This window comes from Pararobbsia alpina, assembly GCF_965118125.1.
GTDB lineage: Bacteria > Pseudomonadota > Gammaproteobacteria > Burkholderiales > Burkholderiaceae > Pararobbsia > Pararobbsia alpina_A.
The window spans coordinates 2,022,860-2,044,625 of the sequence record NZ_OZ221287.1; the positions used below are offsets into that span (position 1 = coordinate 2,022,860).

Annotated in this window: 20 protein-coding genes and 1 riboswitch; of the genes, 9 read left to right on the top strand and 11 right to left on the bottom strand. The window is 62.2% G+C overall.

Going from position 1 to position 21,766, the window contains the following annotated elements; genetic code table 11:
- Positions 1-68: 68 nt before the first annotated feature.
- On the top strand, positions 69-743 hold the full coding sequence (locus tag ACMFWR_RS08895) for a hypothetical protein (protein ID WP_413194630.1): 675 nt from the start codon (positions 69-71) through the stop codon (positions 741-743).
- 22 nt (positions 744-765) lie between these two features.
- Here ACMFWR_RS08895 and ACMFWR_RS08900 read toward each other — a convergent pair whose 3' ends face one another.
- From ACMFWR_RS08900 to ACMFWR_RS08910, 3 genes are read right to left on the bottom strand one after another with little or no spacing between them, the layout of a single operon-like run.
- Positions 766-1,491, bottom strand: a complete 726-nt coding sequence (locus ACMFWR_RS08900) for a copper homeostasis protein CutC (RefSeq protein WP_413194631.1) — start codon at positions 1,489-1,491, stop codon at positions 766-768.
- Positions 1,492-1,534: 43 nt separating this feature from the next.
- Positions 1,535-2,284, bottom strand: a complete 750-nt coding sequence (locus ACMFWR_RS08905) for a CbtA family protein (RefSeq protein WP_413194632.1) — start codon at positions 2,282-2,284, stop codon at positions 1,535-1,537.
- 10 nt (positions 2,285-2,294) lie between these two features.
- The gene (locus tag ACMFWR_RS08910; RefSeq protein WP_413194633.1) at positions 2,295-2,504 is read right to left on the bottom strand and encodes a CbtB domain-containing protein; all 210 of its coding nucleotides are present in this window, start codon (positions 2,502-2,504) and stop codon (positions 2,295-2,297) included.
- Between the two features lie 59 nt (positions 2,505-2,563).
- Positions 2,564-2,630, bottom strand: a riboswitch (cobalamin riboswitch).
- Between the two features lie 70 nt (positions 2,631-2,700).
- Here ACMFWR_RS08910 and ACMFWR_RS08915 point away from each other — a divergent pair.
- Positions 2,701-3,258 (top strand): histidine phosphatase family protein, encoded by a 558-nt coding sequence (locus tag ACMFWR_RS08915; protein ID WP_413194634.1) that lies wholly within the window; start codon positions 2,701-2,703, stop codon positions 3,256-3,258.
- 142 nt (positions 3,259-3,400) lie between these two features.
- On the opposite strand, the gene ACMFWR_RS08920 is transcribed toward ACMFWR_RS08915, so the two are convergent.
- The 5 genes from ACMFWR_RS08920 to ACMFWR_RS08940 all read right to left on the bottom strand — a co-directional run bounded on the left by ACMFWR_RS08920 (position 3,401) and on the right by ACMFWR_RS08940 (position 7,684).
- Entirely contained in the window at positions 3,401-3,871 is a 471-nt protein-coding gene (locus ACMFWR_RS08920) for a lytic transglycosylase domain-containing protein (RefSeq protein WP_413194829.1), read from the bottom strand.
- 64 nt (positions 3,872-3,935) lie between these two features.
- A complete protein-coding gene (locus tag ACMFWR_RS08925) occupies positions 3,936-4,337 on the bottom strand; it encodes a hypothetical protein (protein ID WP_413194635.1) in 402 nt (133 codons plus the stop codon).
- A 24-nt stretch (positions 4,338-4,361) separates the two neighbouring features.
- Positions 4,362-4,751 carry a hypothetical protein gene (locus ACMFWR_RS08930; protein WP_413194830.1) on the bottom strand — a complete coding sequence of 130 codons (390 nt, stop codon included), beginning with the start codon at positions 4,749-4,751 and terminating at the stop codon, positions 4,362-4,364.
- Positions 4,752-5,304: 553 nt separating this feature from the next.
- The gene (locus ACMFWR_RS08935; protein WP_413194636.1) at positions 5,305-6,681 is read right to left on the bottom strand and encodes an APC family permease; all 1,377 of its coding nucleotides are present in this window, start codon (positions 6,679-6,681) and stop codon (positions 5,305-5,307) included.
- Between the two features lie 127 nt (positions 6,682-6,808).
- Positions 6,809-7,684 carry a carbon-nitrogen hydrolase family protein gene (locus ACMFWR_RS08940; protein WP_413194637.1) on the bottom strand — a complete coding sequence of 292 codons (876 nt, stop codon included), beginning with the start codon at positions 7,682-7,684 and terminating at the stop codon, positions 6,809-6,811.
- A 294-nt stretch (positions 7,685-7,978) separates the two neighbouring features.
- On the opposite strand from ACMFWR_RS08940, the gene ACMFWR_RS08945 reads away from it, so the two are divergent.
- Positions 7,979-8,896, top strand: a complete 918-nt coding sequence (locus ACMFWR_RS08945) for a response regulator transcription factor (RefSeq protein ID WP_413194638.1) — start codon at positions 7,979-7,981, stop codon at positions 8,894-8,896.
- Here the strand turns inward: ACMFWR_RS08945 and ACMFWR_RS08950 are convergent.
- Both ACMFWR_RS08950 and ACMFWR_RS08955 read right to left on the bottom strand, forming a co-directional pair.
- Positions 8,880-9,749, bottom strand: coding sequence for a slipin family protein (locus tag ACMFWR_RS08950; RefSeq protein ID WP_413194639.1), 870 nt, complete (start codon positions 9,747-9,749; stop codon positions 8,880-8,882). The two genes, ACMFWR_RS08945 and ACMFWR_RS08950, sit on opposite strands and share 17 nt — an antisense overlap.
- Positions 9,750-10,396: 647 nt before the next feature.
- Entirely contained in the window at positions 10,397-11,371 is a 975-nt protein-coding gene (locus ACMFWR_RS08955; RefSeq protein ID WP_413194640.1) for a helix-turn-helix domain-containing protein, read from the bottom strand.
- Between the two features lie 95 nt (positions 11,372-11,466).
- On the opposite strand from ACMFWR_RS08955, the gene ACMFWR_RS08960 reads away from it, so the two are divergent.
- The 6 genes from ACMFWR_RS08960 to ACMFWR_RS08985 all read left to right on the top strand — a co-directional run bounded on the left by ACMFWR_RS08960 (position 11,467) and on the right by ACMFWR_RS08985 (position 20,758).
- Positions 11,467-12,732, top strand: coding sequence for a DUF1479 domain-containing protein (locus ACMFWR_RS08960; protein WP_413194641.1), 1,266 nt, complete (start codon positions 11,467-11,469; stop codon positions 12,730-12,732).
- Positions 12,733-13,142: 410 nt separating this feature from the next.
- The gene (locus ACMFWR_RS08965; RefSeq protein ID WP_413194831.1) at positions 13,143-14,348 is read left to right on the top strand and encodes an ABC transporter substrate-binding protein; all 1,206 of its coding nucleotides are present in this window, start codon (positions 13,143-13,145) and stop codon (positions 14,346-14,348) included.
- A gap of 133 nt (positions 14,349-14,481) precedes the next feature.
- A complete protein-coding gene (locus ACMFWR_RS08970; RefSeq protein ID WP_413194642.1) occupies positions 14,482-15,513 on the top strand; it encodes an aldo/keto reductase in 1,032 nt (343 codons plus the stop codon).
- A 330-nt stretch (positions 15,514-15,843) separates the two neighbouring features.
- On the top strand, positions 15,844-17,025 hold the full coding sequence (locus ACMFWR_RS08975; RefSeq protein ID WP_413194643.1) for an acyl-CoA dehydrogenase family protein: 1,182 nt from the start codon (positions 15,844-15,846) through the stop codon (positions 17,023-17,025).
- Positions 17,026-17,035: 10 nt separating this feature from the next.
- Positions 17,036-18,166 (top strand): acyl-CoA dehydrogenase family protein, encoded by a 1,131-nt coding sequence (locus ACMFWR_RS08980; protein WP_413194644.1) that lies wholly within the window; start codon positions 17,036-17,038, stop codon positions 18,164-18,166.
- A gap of 339 nt (positions 18,167-18,505) precedes the next feature.
- On the top strand, positions 18,506-20,758 hold the full coding sequence (locus ACMFWR_RS08985) for a TonB-dependent siderophore receptor (protein WP_413194645.1): 2,253 nt from the start codon (positions 18,506-18,508) through the stop codon (positions 20,756-20,758).
- A gap of 125 nt (positions 20,759-20,883) precedes the next feature.
- Here ACMFWR_RS08985 and ACMFWR_RS08990 read toward each other — a convergent pair whose 3' ends face one another.
- Positions 20,884-21,651 (bottom strand): TetR/AcrR family transcriptional regulator, encoded by a 768-nt coding sequence (locus ACMFWR_RS08990; RefSeq protein WP_413194646.1) that lies wholly within the window; start codon positions 21,649-21,651, stop codon positions 20,884-20,886.
- Positions 21,652-21,766: the final 115 nt, after the last annotated feature.

The following is a 21,766-nucleotide window of genomic DNA, read 5'->3' on the forward strand; positions in this document are numbered from 1 at the left end:
TCACCTCGCAATCTCGAATGTGCGCGCCCCTGGGCGCTCATCCTTGGGATCGCTGTGCAGGAGTGGATATGGAATTGGCAACGAAACGAAGGCAAGCGAATGCTAGAGCCGAGCTGCGTGCACTTGTGAACGGTAGCTATGCGGGTGATGCAGATGCACTGATCGAAACGGTGGCCGCCGACTTGCTCGACGGAGTCACCGAACGTATTCGATCGAAGTCACGCACAGGTGAAGCCACCGTGTTGACAGGCAGTGCCGCCCGTAGGGCGCTTGCTCTTCGTCTTGCTACTTGGTTGATCGGAGATCCTGTCCCGAGCGGAGCGATTCGCGAGACGCATTTGCCGATGTCCAAATGGAGTCCTGAGGAGGTGATCGAGCACACCGGTATGTCCAAGAGCACGGTTTATCGATGCGACCATGTGCAGTTCTACAGCGTGGTGCCGCCCGGCAAGAAGAATGGGCGCGTGTATCCCGCGTGGCAATTCGTCGCCGATGTGCCTTCGCATTTACCCAGGTTGCTTGAGATTCTTCGCAGCAATTCAAGAATGCAGGTCAACACCTTTTTTATGTCCGAGCAGGACTCGTTGAATGAATTGTCGCCCGCTGAAGTACTTGCGGGAATGCCGTTTGAAGCTCGCCGAATGGTGGCGCCTGAGCAAACGCACATGCTCTCGCTTTCGATGAAAACTCGGCTCGACAAGGTCATTGCGCTGGCAAGGATGGAGGTCGCTGATCTGGATTGAGCAACACACAATCCGACGTCACTTACCCAAACTGCTTCTCCGCAATCGCCTCAAGCATCGCATCGATAACAGCCCGATCCGTCTGCATCACGCTGCTTGCAAAGCCAAATCGAATCACATCCGGGTTGCCGATGGGCACCGCGGACCGGCAAGAAGCGTGGACTTCGTGCACGCCGGAGGCTTCGACCAGTTCACGGACGTTTGATGGCGTGACGCCTGCGCCGGCCATGATTGAGATGCGGCCGTGGCCGTGTTCGCGGAGTTCGGCGAGAAGGGGAGCGCCTTCGATGGCGGACTTGGCACGACCTGACGTCAGCACGCGCTCGAAGCCGAGTTCGATGGCGGCATCGAGCGCGGCGAACGGATCAGGGCAGAGATCGAACGCACGATGCAAGGTGCGACCGAGGCCGGCGCATTGCGAGGACAGCCGCGCCAGCATCGGCACGTCAAGACTCCCGTCTGCCTGGCTGGCACCGAGCACGACGCCCGCAAGACCCGCCGAACGCGCCGCGTGAATGTCGGCGATCATCGCGGCCTCGTCGTCGGCGTCGAACACAAAGTCGCCGTCGCGAGGCCGGATCATTGCGTAGACGGGCACGGGCATACGCGCCGCGATTCGCATGACGCCCGTCGGCGGTGTCGTGCCGCCGACGGCCAACGGGCCGCAGAGTTCGATCCGCGCGATGGGCGCCGCCGCTGCGATACGCAAGCCAGCCAGGTTATCGACGCAAACTTCGAGTGTGATCATCGCGCGGTGCTTCAGGGAGCGGTCGTGGTCAGGTGTTGGTGGATCAGGCGTGATTGAGACGGTTGGTTCGCTCACTGACGCCTGTGCGTGCGCGGTCCAGCCGTTCCATCGCTGCACCGAACACGAGTGCGATCGTCGTCCACATCGTCAGCTGCATACCGACCGATACGACGCGGAAGCGCCAGAGCGTGCTCGCCGGGAAATCACCCGGTACTTCGTTGATCACGGGCAGCGCGAGTTCGACGGCGATGATGATGGCAAGGTACACGAGCCCCGCGACAATCGAGGCGTTCCAGCCACCCAGGCGAGCGATCAAATGCCGGCGCACGCTCAGCGAGAAAATCATCGCAGCGATCGATACGGCGATCATCGTGAAGTAGAGCCCGGTGCGCATGCCGATCGTCTGCGGGTCGCCGATCGCGGGCGGATTCGGCGGGTACTTGAGCGCAGGCACGATCACGATCGCGATGTAGGCCGCCGCCGCAAGCCATACGGCAAGCGCGCGTGCGCCGATCCGGCCGGCACGGCCATACGCATAGGCGTAGACGAGTGAGAACAACCCGCCGATCGCCGTGCTGTAGACCATGACGCCGGTGAACAGCCCAAACCCTGACTGGGTTTCGCGGCTCACAATCTCGGGGTCGGGCGCCTCGCCCTTGGCCTGATCGGCCTTGGCTTCGAAAGCGATAGCGACGTCGACCTGCGGTTCGCCGGCAATTTTGGCCACGCAGAATGTGAGCAGCCCCGCGGCGATGCCTGCAAGCATGCCGCGTACTAACAGTTTTCCGACCATGGGGCCCCCGTCAGTGGCAGGGGAAGCCGAGCAAATGCCGGCCGTCGTGGACGAATTCGTGGACGTACATGCCCGGAATCAGCGACGTCGCACCTTCTTCCGCACCCACGAAATAGAGTGCGAGCAACAGCAGCAAGCCGACGAAGACGGCCCAGGGCAGGATTTCCCGCACGGGAATCGGCTGCGGTACCGCAGAGGGTTCGAGAACGAGGTCAGACATGGGACTCTCCTGGGGTTGCGCGCCCCGATAGCGATGAAGGGAAACGTCACGAGCCTCGGGTCTGGCTCTCGGCTCTTGGAATAGCGATTACAGTGGCGCGACCGCGCCGGATTTGCACCGGCTTCCGTAACTCGTGGTGCAGGTATTCTACGCGCTCTGCCTTCTGATGAAAGCGCCACCTCCCCGGAGACGTTCCATGCAGACTCGCGTGCTCATGATCAGCCATGCCGCCACCCAGGCCATGCGGGCCGGCCGCTTTCCGGCGGACGATGCGCTTGAATCGCGTGATGTCGAAGCCGCGCGTGCGTTTGGCAGTCAGCGGATGTCGGGTTATGCCGGGCTCAGGGTGGTGTCGAGCCCCGCGCGCTGCGCGCGCGAGACGGCCATCGCGATGGGATTCGAGCCGCAGGACGAGCCTGCGCTTGCCGATCTCGAGTACGGCCGCTGGCAGGGCAGAGCGCTCAAGGATGTCGCGGCGGAGGACGCGGAAGCCTTTGCCGACTGGGCGCGCAGTCCCTCGCTTGCGCCGCATGGCGGCGAGTCGTTTCGGGACCTGGCCGAGCGCGTGGCGAGCTGGCTCGACAGCACGGGCGAGGAGACGGTGATCGCCGTCACGCACGCGGTCGTGGTGCGCGCGACGCTGGTGCGGGTGCTGGAAATGCCGCTCGGGGCTTTTACGCGGCTGGAGATTCCGCCGCTGAGTCTGGTCGACTTGCGGCGGACATCGAAGGGTTGGGCGCTGTGGACAGGGTGAGGCGAGGATCGAACGACCGCCTCTGAGCGCAGTGGCGGATTGAAGCGATCAGCGAGGTAAAGCGGAACGTCACGTTGCTCCACGCCGAACGACGCAACGCTGAGTCAGGGCATGCGCGATGTGCTGCCCCGATTCGACGCTTTTACATCACCGCAGCCGACGTCGGCTGCAGCTCGCCCCATTGCACGAGAATCTTCTGAATGCTGCGCGCATACGCGTCGCGCAGTTTCGGCGATTCCGAGTGATAGGCGCCGATCGCGCGCCACGTGTTGCCGTACTTGACCATCTTCTGCTTGAGCAGCCACGACGCGACGAAGATGTTGACGCACGCATCTGTCAGGGCGGTATGCGGCACGCCTTGCTTGGCGAGGTCGCCGAAGTGAATCGAGTTGATCTGCAACTGACCGACGTCGATCGAGCCGTTGGCATTGCGGTTGATCACGCTGGCGTCGCCTTTCGATTCGTACCAGGCGATGGCACGCAGGATCGACGGATTGACGCCCTGATAGACGGCGGCCTTCATAAAGCAATCGTCGGCCGCGTGGGCGAGGCCAGTGGTTGCGACTAGCGCGCACAGCGCGGCAAGGCATGCGCGCAGCGCGCCTTTGATCATTTGAACAGGGTTCAAGGGTGCATCTCCGGGTGAGGGAGCAAGCGGGTCGTCGCGGCCCGCAGCGTTACTTCGGCATGGCGTGTTCGATGTCCTGCTCGACCGAGTTCAGATACGTTCGCGTCGCGTCGGACACCACAAGGTGCGGCGTGGGCATCTCGTTTCTGACCTTTTCTTTCGCGCCTTTCTTGCGCGAGCTGGTCTTGCGCGGCGGCGTGTCGTCGTCGCTGTCGGTCGCCGAAGGCGGCGGCAACATGGCGAGCGAGGGCAGCGGCGGGTAGACCTTGTCGGGTGCGGCGGAAGCGGCAGCCGCCGATGCGCCGGAAGCGGGGCTTGCGGCGGCCGCTTTGGCCTCGGGCTGCTGAGCTTGAGCCGGACGGCCGTGCGCGACGCACAGCGCGCACAGCACGGACACGAGCGCACGCGATGCGATGCGAGTGCGCGGGTCGAATGAAAGGAGTGGGGTCATGGTCGGCATTCGGTCTGTGCGCGCTCAGGGCGCTGTTTTGATCGACACGCCGTACGGCTGACCCAGGCCGGCCGTCTGGTTCTCGAGCGTAATGTCGGCGATGCGACGGGGCGGCACGCCGCGCCAGATCGCCTGGTTCAGGTACTGGAAGTCCTGGCTCAACGCGACCACACGGATCGTCGTCGGACGCTTTTGCGCGGCCGCGAGCGTACCCGTCTTCATCAGAATCGCGGTCAACTGCGGATCGTGCGCGCCGAGGGCGTCGGGCGGGATCGTAAAGTCGAGCACTTCATTGACCGGCTTGGCTGGTTTGGCCACCGGCGTTGCAGCAGTCGTCACAGGTTGGACCTGGGCGCATCCGGCCAAAGCACCGGCCAGCAACAGGGCAACAAAAAATACAGAACGCGCTTGCATCTTCACAAGTGGCTCTCCCATGGGTTGAACACGCCTTCGCGGCTTACTTCCTGTTTTTCGGCAACCCGGGATTAAAACTTGATTTCGAATAAGTAACTGATTGTAAGTGCGAAAAAATTCTCTACGAGCCGAGCAAAGTTTACAAACGGAATCCCCGTGACCGGACGCGATTTGCGGCGATCCGGCTTGGCCTGCGTTACACATCCGTTATCCATACAGCGCGTATGGAGCGGGTATTGATACGGCTATTCAGGGTAAACGACGGCAAAGATTCTTTTCGCAGCCGCAGCTTCGCGGTCGGGTAATGAGGCATTTCTAATGAAACAAAAACCCGCCTGACTCGTATCGCCGCATATCGAATGCGTGCAATAGGAATGAGGCGGGTTGTTTCGTAACAATCAAATAAACACGCGACCCGGCTTTATCACGCTTGCCTTATTGCGGGCGAACGGATGGACCCGCTCATGCGCCAGACAATGCGTCGACCAATGGGCCGAACATTGGGTCGATCGATGGGTCGACCGATGGGTCAATCAATCGGTGAAGGTTCATATCAGACTTCGACTTCAGGGGGCGGCCGGCGGAAGCCCCGGGTCATCGCAAACAAATAGACAAGACCGATGGCGAACCAGATTGCGCCGAGTACCAGCGCGGTGCGCTCGAGGCTCACGAGCAGCCAGATATCTGAAATCGCGCCGATGATTGGGAACAGCAGTCCGCCGATCACACCGATCTTGCGGTGACTACCCTGTTGCGCCTGACCGGACAGATAGAGCCGGATCACGCAGAGGTTCACTGCGGTAAAGGCGAGGAAAGCGCCGAAGTTGATAAACGACGTCGATGTCGCAACGTCAAGCTTCAGTGCAATCAGGCCGACGATGCCGGCGATGGCGATATTGATTGCCGGTGTCTTGAACGTCGGGTGAATAAAGCCGAACACGCGGTGCGGCAGGATCCGGTCGCGGCCCATTGCGTAGAGCAAGCGACCCACGCTGGCTTGCGCGGAAATACCGGACGCGAATTGCGCGAGGATCAGGCCGCCGAGGAAGATCGTCACAAAGATGTCGCCACCGACTTTCTTGGCCACTTCGAACGCGGCCGAATCGACGTCCTTGAACACGGTGCCGGGGTAGGCGAGCTGCGTGGTGTACGACGCGATGACGAAGATCGCGCCGCCGATCAGTGCGATCAGCAGGATCGCGCGCGGCATCGTCTTTTCAGGTTCGATCGTTTCTTCGGTCAAGGTCGAGACCGCGTCGAAGCCGAGGTACGAATACGCAGCGATGGCCGCGCCGGCCATCGTGGCGCCGAGCGGCACGGGTTTGAAGAACGGTTCGGCCAATGCGAGCCCACCCGGTGCTGCAGCGGCCGCCGCGTAGTGCCAGCACAGCCCGACGAACAACGCGACGATCGCGAGCTGCACGACCATCAGGGCGATGTTGAGCCGTGCAGCGAGTTCGATGCCGATGATATTGAGCGCGCTCGTCACGACGATAAACGCGACGATCCAGATCCACTGCGGCACATGCGGGAACGCAGCATTCAGATAGGCCGCGCCGATCAGCCAGATCACCATCGGCAGGAAAAAATAATCGAGCAGGGTGGCCCAGCCGATCATAAAGCCGAGGTGGGCGTTGAAGGTCTTGCGTGTGTACGTGTACGCGGAACCCGCAACCGGATAGAGCCGTGAGAGTTTGCCGTAGCTCAGCGCGGTAAAGGCAATCGCGATCAATGCGATCAGATAGGCGAGCGCGGCGGTGTCTTTACTCGCCTGTGCAAGCACGCCGTAGGTGCCGTAGACGATCAGCGGCGCCATATAGGCGAGGCCGAAGAGCAGCACGGAAGGAAGACCGAGTGTTCGCTTGAGGCGTGCCTCATGAGTCGATGATTGCGCTGAATCGGCAGCGCGCGGTGTCGCGGAGAGATCCATCAATATGTCCTCTGTGAAATGCGGGTGTGCGCGTCAACGACAGGCATGCGAGTGCCTGCGAATGGCGTTTGTCTTTCGTCTTTCGTCGATGCGGCGTTCGGGATGCCGCTGCGGTGCCTGATGCGTGTCAGGCGACCTGACGCGATGCTGTTCTTGTGCGCGCGTCGCTCGATGCGCCGTCGATTACGACGGTGCGCACGCCGCTACCGTCATCGTCGAGGGTGGTCAGCCCCAGGCCGATGCGTGCATCGTGGAGATACCGGTAGTGCTCGCGTGCGGTTTCAAGCTTTGTGCGATCGAGGCGCGCAGTGAAGACCGCCGGGTCGCGGCCCGTTTCGGCGAGCACATCGCCGCTCGGATCGATCACGGCGGACTCGCCGGCGAACACCAGATTGTCGTCACCGGTGCCGCATCGATTGACGAGCACGGCGAACACCTGGTTTTCCATCGCACGCGCCACGATGGCGCGGCGATGCACGGCGCCGAACGGATCCATATTGCCGTTGGTGACGAGCAGCAGATCGGCACCGATCTGAGCCAATGCACGCGCGGTTTCCGGGAATTCGATGTCGTAGCAGATCAGCATGCCGACGGTGAGCCCGTTCCAGACGCACGTCGCATAGCGGTCGCCGGGTGTGAAGACGCCGACGTCGGACGCCCACAGATGGGTCTTGCGGTAGTTCAGCAGGATGTCGCCCTGCGCATCGATGAGTACCGTCGTGTTGTAGAAGCGACCGCCCTCCCGCTCGGCGAGGCCCAGCACGACAGCGACGCCCTTCGCACGTGCGGCGTTGCGCACGCGGGTTACGGAAGGGCCATCGAGCGGCTCCGCGAGGGCGGCAACGTTGTCGCGGGTCGGAAAGCCGGTCAATGTCGTCTCGGGAAAAACGATCATCTGCGTGCCACCCGCGACGTTGGCGCGCGAGATCGCATCGAGCACGCGCTCGGTGTTCGTCGCCACGTCACCGTCGATCAGCGCGAGTTGCGCAAGTTCGATCTGCATTGTTTCTGTCTCCTGCCTTGCTTTCGTTCGACTGTCTGCGGCGCTGCATCATGACGGGCAGCGCCGGCGTACGGCTTGCGAGCAGGGCGATTGCACGACATGTGAGCCATGCGTGAATCGCCGTCCATGCGGCGCTGCATCGACGTGCGAGTCATCGGTCAAACCGTCGTCGCACACCGTGATAAGCGCCCGCACGCCACGTAGAACGTGGCCCTCGAAGCGGACGGGGCTATCATCGGGGCATTATTTTTGTCTCGCAATTACCCGCGAGGGTTACCCTCACCGGAGGATCGGATGGATTTCGACTGGCAGGATCTTGCGTTCCACCGCGAGATCGCCAACGTCATCGACGCGCTCGATGGCGTGCAGTTCTGGCCGCGTCTGATCCGTGTCCTCGAGCGTCACGTCGTCGTCGAAAGCTGGGTCGCCCTCTGCTTTATCGACGATCGGCGGCCGCATGTCTGCGCCGAGCAGGCGATGCCTGAAGGGCAGATCGATCTGATGTTTCAGGACTATCTGTCGACGCTCTACGTGCTCGATCCGTTCTTTCTGGCGGCCACGGAACATCGTGCCTCGGGGTTCTTTACGCTGGCCGATGTCGCGCCCGACAACTTCACGATGACGGAGTACTACCAACGGTATTTCCGCAAGAACATCGTCGGGGACGAGGTGCAGTTCAACGTCGCAATCGATGCGCATCGCACGCTGTGCCTTTCGCTCGGTGCGACGCGCCGATACAGCGACCGCGAACTTGCTTTGCTGACGCTCTATTCGCAATGGGTCATTGCATTGATACGGCAGCGCGTACCCTACGAAGGGCTCGGAGAAACCGACGTCGACGCGTCGTATGCCTCACGCGGTGAGCACGCGGAGGCTTCGAATGCGCTCGGCGCAAATATGATGGCCGGCACGATCGGGCAAATGGAAGGGCCGGCGGAAAGTGTGCGCGACATGCGTACACGCTTTGGTACGTTGACCGACCGCCTCGGGCGCGGTGCACTGACCGCGCGCGAGATCGAGGTCGCGATGCTGTCGCTCAGCGGCCACTCGTCGCGCGCGATCGCAGAGAAACTGGCGATTTCGTTCGAAACCGTGCGCGCGCACAAGAAGCATATCTACACGAAGCTCGGCATCGGCTCGCAATCCGAGCTGTTCGCGATGTTCTACGACGCGACGCGTGCGGGCGCATCGCTCGCTATGCCGCCGACTTGAGCGGGTTTTTCGGGTCGCCCGGCTGAGCCTGTCCTGCCAACGCGACAGTGAGCCCCGGGTTCAGGCTGTCCACCATCGCACTCGGGATCAGGATCGTGGCCCCGCGTTCCTTCGTGGTTTCGTAAATGATGTTCATCGCGCGCAGCTGCAGCGCGGCAGGGTGATGTTCGTAGACGTTGGCGGCCTCGACGAATTGCGCAGCGACGCGCGCTTCGGCGGCACCCAGAATCACGCGAGCCTGCATTTCGCGTTCGGCCTGTGCCTGACGCGACATCGCATCCTGCAGGGCGACGGGGATGGCGACGTCCCGAATCTCGACCGAGCCGACGGAAATGCCCCATTCGGCGGTTTTTGCAGCGATTTCATCGCGCAGGTGCGTATCGGCGGCGCGACGGTCAGAGAGCAGCGTCGCGAGCAGCGATTCGCCGATCATCTCGCGCAGCGATGTCTGCGCGACGCGGTCGATGGCCTGGCGATAGTCCGTGATGGCAAGGGCCGCTTTCTGTGCATCGTGGACATGCCAGAAGATGATCGCGTCGACATTGACGGGCACGGTATCGCGCGTGAGCGCCTGTTCGGCATTGAAGGCCGTGGTCTGGATCCGCTCGTCGATGACGGCGACGACGTTATCGATAAACGGCACGATCATGAAGAACCCGGCTCCACGCACGCTCTGGAGCTTACCCACGCGCAGGATCACGTATTTCTCCCACGTGTTCGCGACCTTGACGGACAGCGCGACAAGCAGGGCGATGATGAACAGTGGCGGCGCCAGATACAGATTGACGAATTCGCCGAGCGCGAGGCCGGCAACGATAAAGAGTACGGTCAGCAGGAAGGTGATCGGATTCATGGCAAAGCCTCCATCCGGAGAGCGCAGCGAACGGGTCGGCCTCGCTTGTGACGAGGCGCGTGCTGCGCGTAGTCGTATCGATTGAGCGTCGTGTCGTCTCATGTCGGGTTCGGGGTCGGGTTGCTGTTTAGTGACAAATCGCGCAACACAGCAGAGAACGCAGGAAAGAAAGCGACCCAGCGACCCGGCGACCCAGCCCGAAGCGTTTGACGTCATTCGCGTCGATACCGACATCACTATGCGCGCTTGCGCAGCCGATGTCACCGAGCGGGCGGCGATTGTCCACGCAGGATCGCGCGCATGCGGCATGCCCGAAAAAAAGCCCCGAACCGTCGGGGAACGGCGCGGGGCAAACAGACCAATCGCACACGGGGTGTGTGCAACTCCAAAAGTATCAAATGGGTTGCGATTAATAAGCGCGCAACCCAACACAAGACAGAATTTCTTTTGATCTTTTTTCCGCGCAGCAAACCTTGCCGATGCAAGTGTCGCCGCGACGACGAGGCTGTCGCCCGAGGCATTTGTGTGACGAACAGCGTATGCAGGGCTGCGTGGCATGACCGGGGGCGGATAAGTGCAGGCCCCACGAAGGCGTGGTGGAAGCCGGTCCGCAGGCTTTGAGCGCCGCGCGGATGCGTCGCGAACGCTTACGCGGCCTGGCGCCGGGAAGGGCGTTCGAGCGACGGCGAGCGGGCCGTCAGGGGCGTCGCGGCGGTGTCCGGCTCGAAACCGGTGGTGGCGAATTGCTTGCGGAACGCCGCAGGCGTCGTGTTCTTGAGGGTTTTGAACTGGCGATTGAAGTGTGCGGCGTTCGGAAAGCCGGAGCGCGCGGCGATCACGGACACCGGCCATGCGGTGTCGGTCAGCATCCGGCAAGCGTGCCCGATGCGCACGCGCAGCAAATAGCGGCTCACGCTCTCGCCGACGTGCTGAATGAAATACCGGTGCAGCGAGCGTTCCGACAAGCTTGCTGCTTCGCAGAAGTCGGCGATGCGCAGGGGTTCGGCGAATCGGGTGTCAATCAGCGACAGCACGCGATTGATGCGTTCGGGCTCGTGACCCGTCGGGCGGCCGCGTTCGATCGCTCCGTCCTTGCCCTTGGGCGCGGCAAACGCGCTCGGGGAGGCGAGCGGCTCGGCCGGCGCGTCGGCGAGCAAGCACAAGGCATCGAGCACGGCGGCCAGGCGTTCGCGTGGCGATTCGGACAGGATCGACGCGCGTTTGTCATAGAGAGCGCGGCCCATTTCGGCACCAAACGCAAGTCCGCAACTTGCGCGCCGCAGCAAACGATGCAAGCCCGCATACTCGGCGCAGCAGTCCGCCAGACGCCGCGCCCATTCGCCGCTGAACCAGACGACGATCGCCACCTGGGGCGCGTCGGCGTCGATCGAGCGATTCGACGACCACGTATGTGGGAGGTCGGGCGGCACGAGCACGAGGTCGTCGGCGTCGTAGGCGGTGATCGAGTCGCCGATATAGCGCTTGCCGTGACTATTGAGCGTCAGGGTCAGCTCGTACTCGGGATGGTGATGCCATTCGAACGGAATGCGCGGTAACTGCCGGTGGTAAACCCGTACCGAACAACCGTCGCCGAACGACACATGTTCATAGGCTGGCTTCATGGCCGAATCTGCACAATGTTTGGCTGAATCGTATCACTTTGCCGAAAACGCCGGTCGTATGCTCACTGCACATTCAAGACGTGCCGGAGACAACGATGACCTCGCTTCAGATTGACGATCTTCCTTCCGCCATTCGCAGCGCCAAGCGCGAACTGCGCACGCGTTTGCCGAATTACGTGCAGATTTTCCGGGAGGTCGAGGCCGATGTCATTCGCCAGGCGAAGGCGATCGCCGCAGAGCGTGCGCGCGGCGCCGAGAGCATTCCGGAGTTGCCGTTCGCCGACATCGCGGCCGGCCGTGTGCAGGCTTCGACGATCGCGGCCATTCGCGAGCGCGGGGCATGCGTGATCCGTCAGGTGTTTTCGCGTGAGCAGGCCACGCGATGGGACGAGGAAATCGGCGACTACGTCGAGCGCAACGGTCTCGACGAGAAGCTGCAGCATCGCGCCGAAGACAAGTATTTCGGCGAGCTCAAGTCGAGCAAGCCGCAGATCTACGGGATCTACTGGTCGAAGCCGCAGGTTGAAGCGCGCCAGTCTGCGGAGCTGACAGCCGCCCGCGTGTTCCTGAACCGCCTGTGGAAGGTCGAGAGCAACGGCATCCAGCACTTCGATCCCGAGCATGTGCCGGTCTATGCCGATCGTATTCGCCGCCGTCCGCCGGGCTCGGAATCGCTGGGTCTGTCGGCGCACTGCGACGGCGGCTCGGTCGAGCGCTGGCTCGACGAAAACTTCCGGCAGGTTTATCGCCACGTGTTCAGCGGGCAATGGCGCGACTACGACGCGTTCGATGCGGCATGGCGTACCGAAGTGCGCGAGATCGCTTCGCCGGCGGTCTGCTCGATGTTCCGTACCTTCCAGGGCTGGACGGCGCTCACGCCGCAAGGGCCGGGCGACGGCACGCTGCAACTCGTGCCGATCGCGAACGCGATGGCGTACATCCTGTTGCGCGCCTTGCAGGACGATGTGGCCGACGACGATCTGTGTGGCGCATTGCCGGGCCGCGCGTTGTCGATCAATGAAAAGTGGCACGCGCCGCTGTATGACGCGCTCGTGTCGATCCCGCATATGCAGGCAGGCGATACGGTGTTCTGGCACAGCGATGTGATTCACGCCGTCGAGGACCAGCATCGCGGCAAGGGCTACAGCAACGTGATGTATATCGCGTCGGTGCCGGCTTGCGCGAAGAACGACGCATATCTCGAACGCCAGTTGCCTGCGTTCCGGGATGGCCGCAGCCCCCCGGATTTTCCGGCCGATAACTTCGAAACCGGCTTCGACGGTCGCGCGCTCGCGGATGACCTGACGAGCCTGGGCAAAGCGCAGATCGGTCTCGCTCGGGAAAACGCCGGCGTCGCCTGACGCATGGAGGGCGGCCGCGCCGTTGCATAACGCGCCGCGCTGCACTTCGCGGTCGCCCTTCGTTCGATTCACGCTCGCGGCCGGCGCATCGGCCGCAACTCAAACGCTCTGACGACCGTTGCCACGGCGGTTCGCACGCGCTCGACCTGATATCGGGCGCGCGGCTTCGCTCGTCCTGAAGCAGATTCACCCCGTAATCAAAGCCGGCGCACGATCGCCGGCAACCGGAGGAGACAGACATGAATGCAGGTTTCGACAAAGCAGCACGCCGCGCGCCGTTGCAACGGTTTGAGGGTGTCGCCAAGGGATTCGACGAAGCGTTGGTGGAAGGGCGAGGAAAGGGACGAGGAAAGGGACGCTTGAAGGGGTTCGCGAAGGGCATCGTCTCGACGACGGCCGTATCGATCGCCATGCTCGCGACCAGCACCCCAACGATAGCTGCCGAGTCCGTCTCGGTGTTGCACTGGTGGACGTCGGGCGGCGAATCGAAGGCCATCGGCGTCCTCAAGGACGACATGACGCAGCAGGGTTTCAAGTGGGATGACTTCGCCGTCGCCGGCGGCGCAGGCGCCGCGGCGATGACCGCGCTCAAGGCGCAAGTCATCGCGGGCAACGCACCGTCCGCTGCACAAATCAAGGGCCCGTCGATTCAGGACTGGGCCGACCAGGACATGCTCGTGCCGATCGATTCGGCCGCGAGCGGCTGGAAGACGGAGCTGCCGCCGCAAATCGATCAGACGATGCGCGCGGGCAAGCACTACGTTGCCGTGCCGTTCTCCGTGCACCGGATCAACTGGCTCTGGATCAACAAGGCCGCGCTCGACAAGGTCGGCGGCAAACCGCCCGCAACATGGCCGGAATTCTTCGCGCTTGCGGATAAATTCCGTGCGGCCGGCATCGTTCCGGTCGCCCACGGCGGACAGCCTTGGCAAGACATGACGGTCTGGGAAAACGTCGTGCTCTCGCAAGGTCCGGATTTCTACCGCAAGGCCTTGATCGAACTCGATCCGAAAACGCTCGGTTCGCAGCAGATGGTCGATGTGTTCACGACGACGCGCAAGATTCAAAGCTATTTCGACAAGGGCTATGTCGGACGCGACTGGAACCTCGCCACAGCGATGGTGATCAGCGGCAAGGCCGGCATGCAGTTTATGGGCGACTGGGCCAAGGGTGAGTTCGCCAACGCCAACAAGGTGCCGGGCAACGACTATGTGTGCGCGGTTACGCCGGGCACGGCAAACGGCTTCACGTACACGGTCGATTCGTTTGCGTTCTTCGAGCAGCACGGCGCGAAGCAGGCGTCTGCCGGTCAGATCGCGCTGGCGAAGACGATCATGTCGACGTCGTTCCAGGAACAGTTCAGCCTGTACAAGGGCTCGATTCCGGTGCGGCTCGATGTGCCGGTCACGAAGTTCGACGACTGTGCGAAGAAGTCGTATGCCGATGAGCAAAGCACGCTCAAGTCGGGTGGCTTCCTGCCTTCGCTTGCGTTCGGCATGGTGCAATCAACGGTGACGGCGGGGGCGATCACGGATGCTGTGACGAAGTTCATGAATTCGAGCGAAGATCCGCAAGCGGGTGTGAAGGAGCTCGTGGCCGCGTCGAAGGTCAAGTAGTCCGAGCCGTTTCATCTTCAGACAGGCGACCGCCTCGCATCGTTGCGTGGCGGTCGCGCCCGCGTTTCGATCTTCAATATGTATCCCGATGACGTTCCGATTCATCGGGACCTGCCCAGGAGAATGTGCCAACGTGAACCCTGCAACGCGACGCACCTGGCCGAGATCCGGCCTTCAGACGACCATCATGGGATTCGGCGCTTCGCCGATCGGCAATCTGTTTCGCCCGGTCAGCGAAGAAGACAGTCATACGCTGATCCGCTCCGCATGGGATGCGGGCATTCGCTATTTCGACACCGCGCCCATGTACGGCCATGGTCTCAGCGAAGCGCGATGCGGGCACAGCCTGCGCTGGTACCCGCGTGACGAATATGTGGTCTCGACAAAAGTCGGCCGGATGCTTACGCCCGCACGCCGCGAAGATATCGACTTCACGCCGTGGGCCGACGGCCTGCCGTTCAAGATTCATTTCGACTACAGCTACGACGCAGCGATGCGCTCGATCGAGCATAGTCTGCAGCGCATGGGCATCGAGCGGATCGACATCGCGCTGATCCACGATATCGACATTGCGACGCATGGCGCACAGGTTCAACCGCAGATGTTCGAAGCCGCCGTGTCGGGTGCGGCGCGTGCGCTGCTCAAGCTTCGTGACGAAGGCGTGGTGCGAGCCATCGGCGTCGGCGTCAACGAGTGGGAAGTTGCCTACGACGCGATTCGTCGCGTCGATTTCGACTGCCTGCTGCTCGCCGGGCGTTACACGTTGCTCGAGCAGGATGCACTCGACGGCTTCCTCCCCGAATGCGAGCAGCGGGGTATTTCGGTCGTGCTCGGCGGTGGCTATAACAGCGGCATCCTCGCAACGGGGGCGATACCCGGTGCGCGCTACAACTATGCCGAAGCACCGGCCGACATTCTCGATCGTGTGCGCCGCATCGAAGACGTCTGCCGCGACTACAACGTGCCGCTCAAGGCAGCCGCGCTTCAATTCGTTCTCGCACATCCGGCGATTCCGACATGCATTCCTGGCATGCGTACGCCGGCCCAGCTCGACGACAACGTCAAGACGTGCCGCGCACCGATTCCGGCTGAATTCTGGGGCGAGCTCAAACGCCGTGCGCTGATCCGCGAGGACGCGCCGACGGAACTGGCGTTTGTTGCCTGAGCCGGATCAAGTTGCGGCAGGGTGCATCCCGTTGAAGTCCGCCGCGGAGGGTGGCAGCAGGTTGACGTCTTTCGATCGTCACGCCTGCTGCCATGCGTCGCGGTGATCAGGGTTTGTACTGAATCTACGTGCTTCGCCCGTGACGAATCGGCGTTGACGCGGTATAAAAGTGGACGGTCGTGCGAAAAAGTGCGAAGTCCCGGATGCGAGAGGGCATCTTGCCCATGAGGCGGGGCCGACAGGGTGCATAGTGAGCACCGGTTGGCCGCTGCCGAATGCGTTCCCATACCGCAACAACGTTCGCCGACTCGACAACTACCGGAGACGTGGATGGAGCTGAACTTTACTGAAGCCGAGCAGGTGTTCCGGCGCGAGGTGCAGGCGTTTCTCGCAGAGAGGCTGCCCGCTGCGCTGTCGGACAAGGTCCGCCGAGGGCAGACGCTGGGCAAGGCGGATATCGAGGCCTGGCACGCGATCCTCAACGAGCAAGGCTGGCTCGCCAATCACTGGCCGGTCGAGTACGGCGGCACTGGCTGGGGCCCGGTGTTCCGCTATATCTTCGAGCACGAATGCGCGCTGGCGGACTCGCCGCCGATCGTGCCTTTTGGCGTCGGCATGCTCGGCCCGGTGCTCATCAAATACGGCAGCGAGGCGCAGAAACGCCACTGGCTGCCACGCATCCTCAACGGCGCAGACTGGTGGTGCCAGGGCTATTCGGAACCCGGCGCCGGCTCTGACCTCGCATCGCTGAAGACCACTGCCGTGCGTGATGGCGACCACTACGTCGTCAATGGCCAGAAGACGTGGACCACGCTCGGTCAGCACGCCAACATGATGTTTTGCCTCGTGCGCACGGAAACCGATGCGCGCAAGCAGGAGGGCATCAGCTTTCTGCTGATCGACATGACGACACCGGGCATCGAGGTGCGCCCGATCATCACGCTCGATGGCGATCATGAGGTCAATGAGGTCTTCTTCACGGACGTCCGCGTGCCGGTCGAGAATCTCGTCGGCGAAGAGAATCGCGGATGGACGTACGCCAAATATCTGCTGACCTACGAACGCACGAATATCGCCGGTGTCGGCGGGTCGATTGCGGCGCTCGACGAGGTGAAGCGTACCGCTGCTGGGCGCCGTCGCAATGGCCGCTCGCTGCTCGATGACCCCGCATTCGCCGCACGTGTTGCGCGTGTCGAGATCGAACTCGAGAACATGAAGACCACGAATCTGCGCGTGATCGCCGCGGTTGCCGGCGGTGGAGCGCCCGGCGCGGAAAGCTCGATGCTCAAGATTCGCGGCACCGAAATCCGTCAGGAAATCACGGCGCTGCAACGGCGCGTGCTCGGCATCGACGCGCTCGCGCAGTTCGATCACACCGAGTCGCTCGAAGCGCCGGTCGATGGTGCGCGTGGACCTGCGGCGCACTACTTCAATTTCCGCAAACTCTCGATCTTCGGTGGTTCCAACGAGATCCAGAGAAACATCATCTCGAAGATGATCCTCGGACTGTGAGGCGAGCACGATGAACTTTGAACATACCGAAGAACGCCGCATGCTCGCGGATACGCTCAATCGCTACGTGTCGGATGCCTATGGCTTCAACGTGCGCGACAAAGCGGCAAAGTCGCCCGAAGGATTTGATCGCGCGGCATGGAGCAAGCTCGTCGAACTGGGTGCGGTGTCGGCCTTGTTTGGCGAGGCCGACGGAGGGTTTGGTGGCGAGGGCTTCGATATTGCCGTGGTATTCGAAAGCCTTGGCCGTGGCAACGTCGTCGAGCCATTTCTTGGCGCGCTGGTCGTGGGTTCCGCATTGGCGGAAGCGGGCGGCGATAGCCATAAGGCCGCTCTTGAGCGCGTCGTCTCGGGCGAGGTCGTTGCGGCACTCGCGCACGACGAGCCGGGCTCGCACTACGAGTCGGTCAATGTGCAGACGCTGGCAGAGCGCGCCGCCGATGGCTGGCTGATCACGGGCGCGAAGTCGGCAGTGATTCACGGCGAGCAGGCCGACTGCATTCTCGTTTCGGCGCGCACGGCGGGCGAAGCGCAGGACGAGCAGGGCGTGTCGCTGTTCCTCGTGCCGAAGTCCGCGCCCGGATTGCGTGCCGTCGGCTACGCGCGTGTCGATGGCGGGCGCGCGGCCGATCTGCGATTCGAGGCGGTCAAGGTCGGCGCCGACGCGCTGGTCGGCAAAGAGGGGGCAGGGTATCCGGTCCTCGAGCGCGCCATTGCGCGCGGCACGCTTGCGTTGTGCGCCGAGGCAATCGGCGCGATGGAAGTGGTCAAGCGTGACACGCTCGAATACCTGCGTACGCGGAAGCAGTTCGGCGTGCCGATCGGCAGTTTCCAGGCGCTTCAGCATCGCATGGTCGATGTGCTGATCGATATCGAGCAGGCCCGGTCGGCGGTCATCAATGCGGCGGCGTCGCTCGATATGAACCGTGTGGCGCGGGAGCGTGCGATCTCGGCGGCCAAATACACGATCGGTCGAACCGGCACGCGTGTCGCCGAAGAGAGCATCCAGTTGCACGGCGGGATCGGCATGACCTGGGAGCTCGCAATGTCTCACTACGCCAAACGGCTTGTCATGATCGACCATCAGTTCGGCGATCAGGACCATCATCTCGAACGCTATATCGCGTTCGGGCGCGCGTAGGGCTGCTTTGGATACCGGATGCCGACGCGTGTGAACGCGCCGACATCCGGTGTTGTTGCCATGAAACACATGGGCCGTCATCGACGCGCCTACGCAAATCAATGTCCCTGGCGTCCTAACGCGCTGATTTCGCAAGTCATTTACTCGTTTTAACTCCCCGGTAGTGCCCTGACATTTGCGTCGTAGTGAACGGGATCGTCAATCTTGTGGTTGAAAACGTTTGCGCATTTACTGATAATGCGAACGATTCGCAATTGCATAACAGCGGATTTGACTCGCGACATCCTTTGAGTCACCGCATTCACACGCTACCGCTACGCAGGTCAGAAAAAGACGCTCATGAAGATTCAGCGCCCGGGTTCACGCCGTCGCATCGCCGCTCGCCGTACCGCACCGTTTCACCTTTCCCCGTTGGCCATCGCCGCCATCAGCCTGACGAGCGCCACGTTCGTCGCGTTGCCGGCAACGGCATTCGCGCAGTCGACTCCGGTCGCTGCATCGGCTACAGCCGCCGCGCCGGCGTCTTCGAATTCCGCAGCGCCAGCCTCTTCGACGGATAACCTGCCGGTGCAGAGCCTGCCGACGGTGACCGTCGAGGCGACGGCCACCAGCGATGCATTGCGCACGGACCACATCAACGGCGGTGCCCTCGGCGATCGCAAGCAGGTCGACACGCCGTTCTCGACGAACGTCAAATCGAGCGAGGAAATCAAGGATCTGAACGCCTACACGGCGAATGATGTGTTCAAGTACGACCCGGCAGTCACGGTCATCGGCTCGAATGCCACCGCTGAAAACTCGACATTCAGCGTGCGCGGCCTTCAGGTCGACATGCTCAATGGCTACAAGATCGACGGTCAGGCGTTCACCGGATGGGATATGGACCTGCCGCTGGAACCGTTCGAGCAAGTGCAACTGCTCAAGGGTCTGGGTGGCTTCATGTACGGCTTCGGCGCGCCCGGCGGCATCGTCAACTACGTGCTTAAGCGACCGACGGACGATCCGTATCACGCTGTCTCGGTGGGCTACAAGTCCGCAGGCGACTGGCAGGAAAGCGTCGACCTTGGCGGCCGTTTCGGGACAGACAATCGCTTCGGCTACCGTCTTAACGCGGTGAACGAAGAGGGCAACACGGCGGAAGCGAATGGGCATATCCGTCGCCAGGTGGCTTCGCTGGCGCTCGACTTCCGCATCACGCCGGACCTGACCTGGACGGCGGATGCACTGTACCAGCAGCGCAAGCAGACCGGCACGCTGTTCGGCATCATGCTCGGCTCCGACAATGTGCCCGACGCGGGTTCCGTGACGAAGTGGCTCACGCAACCGCAGAACTGGTATGAGACGCAGACGACGTCGGTCGGCACAGGCCTGCAATACCGGATCAACGACGACTGGAAGGCGAGCATCAACTATCGCTTCTCGAAGCTGAACCGCAATAACCAGGATTCGTTGCTGTACGTCACCGATGACCAGGGCGACTACTCCAACACGCTTTACAGCGCGCAAACGCGTTACTTCTATCAAGACGTGACGGCGATGCTGCAGGGCAAGTTTAAGACGGGCTTTATCAAGCACGAACTCGTGGCGGGCGCCGAGTGGCAATCGCAGGTGGCTGAATACGACAACGAGCCGGGCTGGACGAGCGGCTATTTCCTGGGCACGGGCAACCTGTATCAGCCGATCTCGCTGTACAACCCGGATGTGTCGCTCGCGACGCAACTGTATCGCCAGAGTCGCATTACGCAGGCGTCGCTGTTTGCCAGCGACACGATGCAGTTCACCGAGCGATTGTCGGCGCTTGTCGGCCTGCGCTATACGCAGTACCACGACGACGTCTACAACCCGGACCAGACCTATTCGTCGCAGTACAGCAAGAGCCCGGTCACGCCGACTTTTGCGCTGATGTACAAGACCGATTCGTATTCGACGGTCTACTTCAGCTACGTCGAATCGTTGCAGCAGGGCGGCGCCGCGAGCTTTACCAATGCGAACTATCCGGCCGTCTTCGGCCCGCTGCGTAGCAGACAGTATGAAGTCGGCTACAAAACAGACCATCAGGCATGGGGTGCAAATGTGGCGCTGTTCCGTGTGGACCAGGGCTACGACTATACGAACTCGGCCAACGTCTACGTGCAGGACGGCACGCAGCGCTACCAGGGTCTCGATGCAAGCGGCTGGCTGTCGCTCGCGCGCGATTGGCGTGTCGAGGCAGGCGTGCTCGCGCTGAACACGAAGGCAGTCGGCGTCGACGATGCGACTGTCGATGGCAAGCGCATTTTCGGCACCCCGCGCTTCCAGCTTACGGGGCGCGTGGAGTACTCGCCGCCGGTGGTCCGCGGACTGTCGCTGAACGCGGGCATCAAGTACACGGGTGACATGGCGGTCGATGCCACGAATGCGCATATCGTGCCGTCATACACGACAGTCGATATCGGCGCGAAGTATGAAACCGAAGTGGCAGGCAAGAGCGTCGTACTCCGCGCGGGCATTACGAACCTGTTCAACAAGCAGTACTGGACGACCGGCTACGGCTACTACATTCTGCCGGGCGCGACGCGCACGTTCCTTGCGAACGCGACGTTCGAGTTCTAATCGGTTAGCTAGCTACGATCTGTATCCGCTGTGAGCACAAATGGCTTGTCGACGATCGTCGACAAGCCATTTGTCGTTTAGAAGGCCCATCGTGAGAATGCCGATGCGTCGCGCTGTGCGTCGATTTACGCGGCGCGGTCGGTCACGCGCGGCAAGCGAGCGGTCAGTCCTGCATGCCGCGATTGCTCCGGGCTCAGGTACGCCTGAATCACCTGATGCGCCTGCTCGCGATGAGCGGCCTGCCATTCCGCCGTGAGCATGTCGGTCTCGAACATCCGGGAAATGGTGTACGCGTTGGACTTGTGGAAGTAGCACAAACTCACGAGCAGCACGTAAAGATGGAGCGGATCGATCCCGGGGCGCAATACGCCATGAGCCTCGCCGCGCGCGATCAGAGTGCGCAGCAGATCGAGCACCGGCGACGAGATCTTCGGGATCAGTTTCGAGCGCTTCAGAAAGCGCGCGCGATTCAGGTTCTCCGCGGACAGCAGGTTGAGCAGTTCGGGGTGCGCTGAAAAATGCTGCTCGGTAAAGTCGTATAGCTGAAGAATGCCCGTCGCCGGCTCGATACGCTCGACATCGAGTTCGAGCTTGCGTTCTTCGTCGCGCAGATTCGACAGCACATGCTCGAGCACTTCGATATACAGCGCTTCCTTGCCGCCGAAGTAGTGATAGATCATCCGGATGTTGACCTTCGCACGCGACGCAATCGTTTCGACGCGCGCACCGCTGAACCCCTTGTCGGCGAATTCGCGAACGGCCATCTTGAAGATGCGGGCGCGCGTGCTCGCGGCAAGCCGTTGGCGCTGGGTCAGCGTAGTGGCCGACGCAGGCTCGTCCGACGTGGGTTTGACCGCACGGGTGGTTTTCGTTGAAGCAGTCGGGCGTGGCATCGTGGTGCAGTCCGGATGACAGTGATCGGTGCAGCGACATGCACCGCTTCCGCACCCGATGAAGGGCGCGGCAGCGGTGCCGGGCATTCCGAGGTCCGATATTACGCTTGCACGC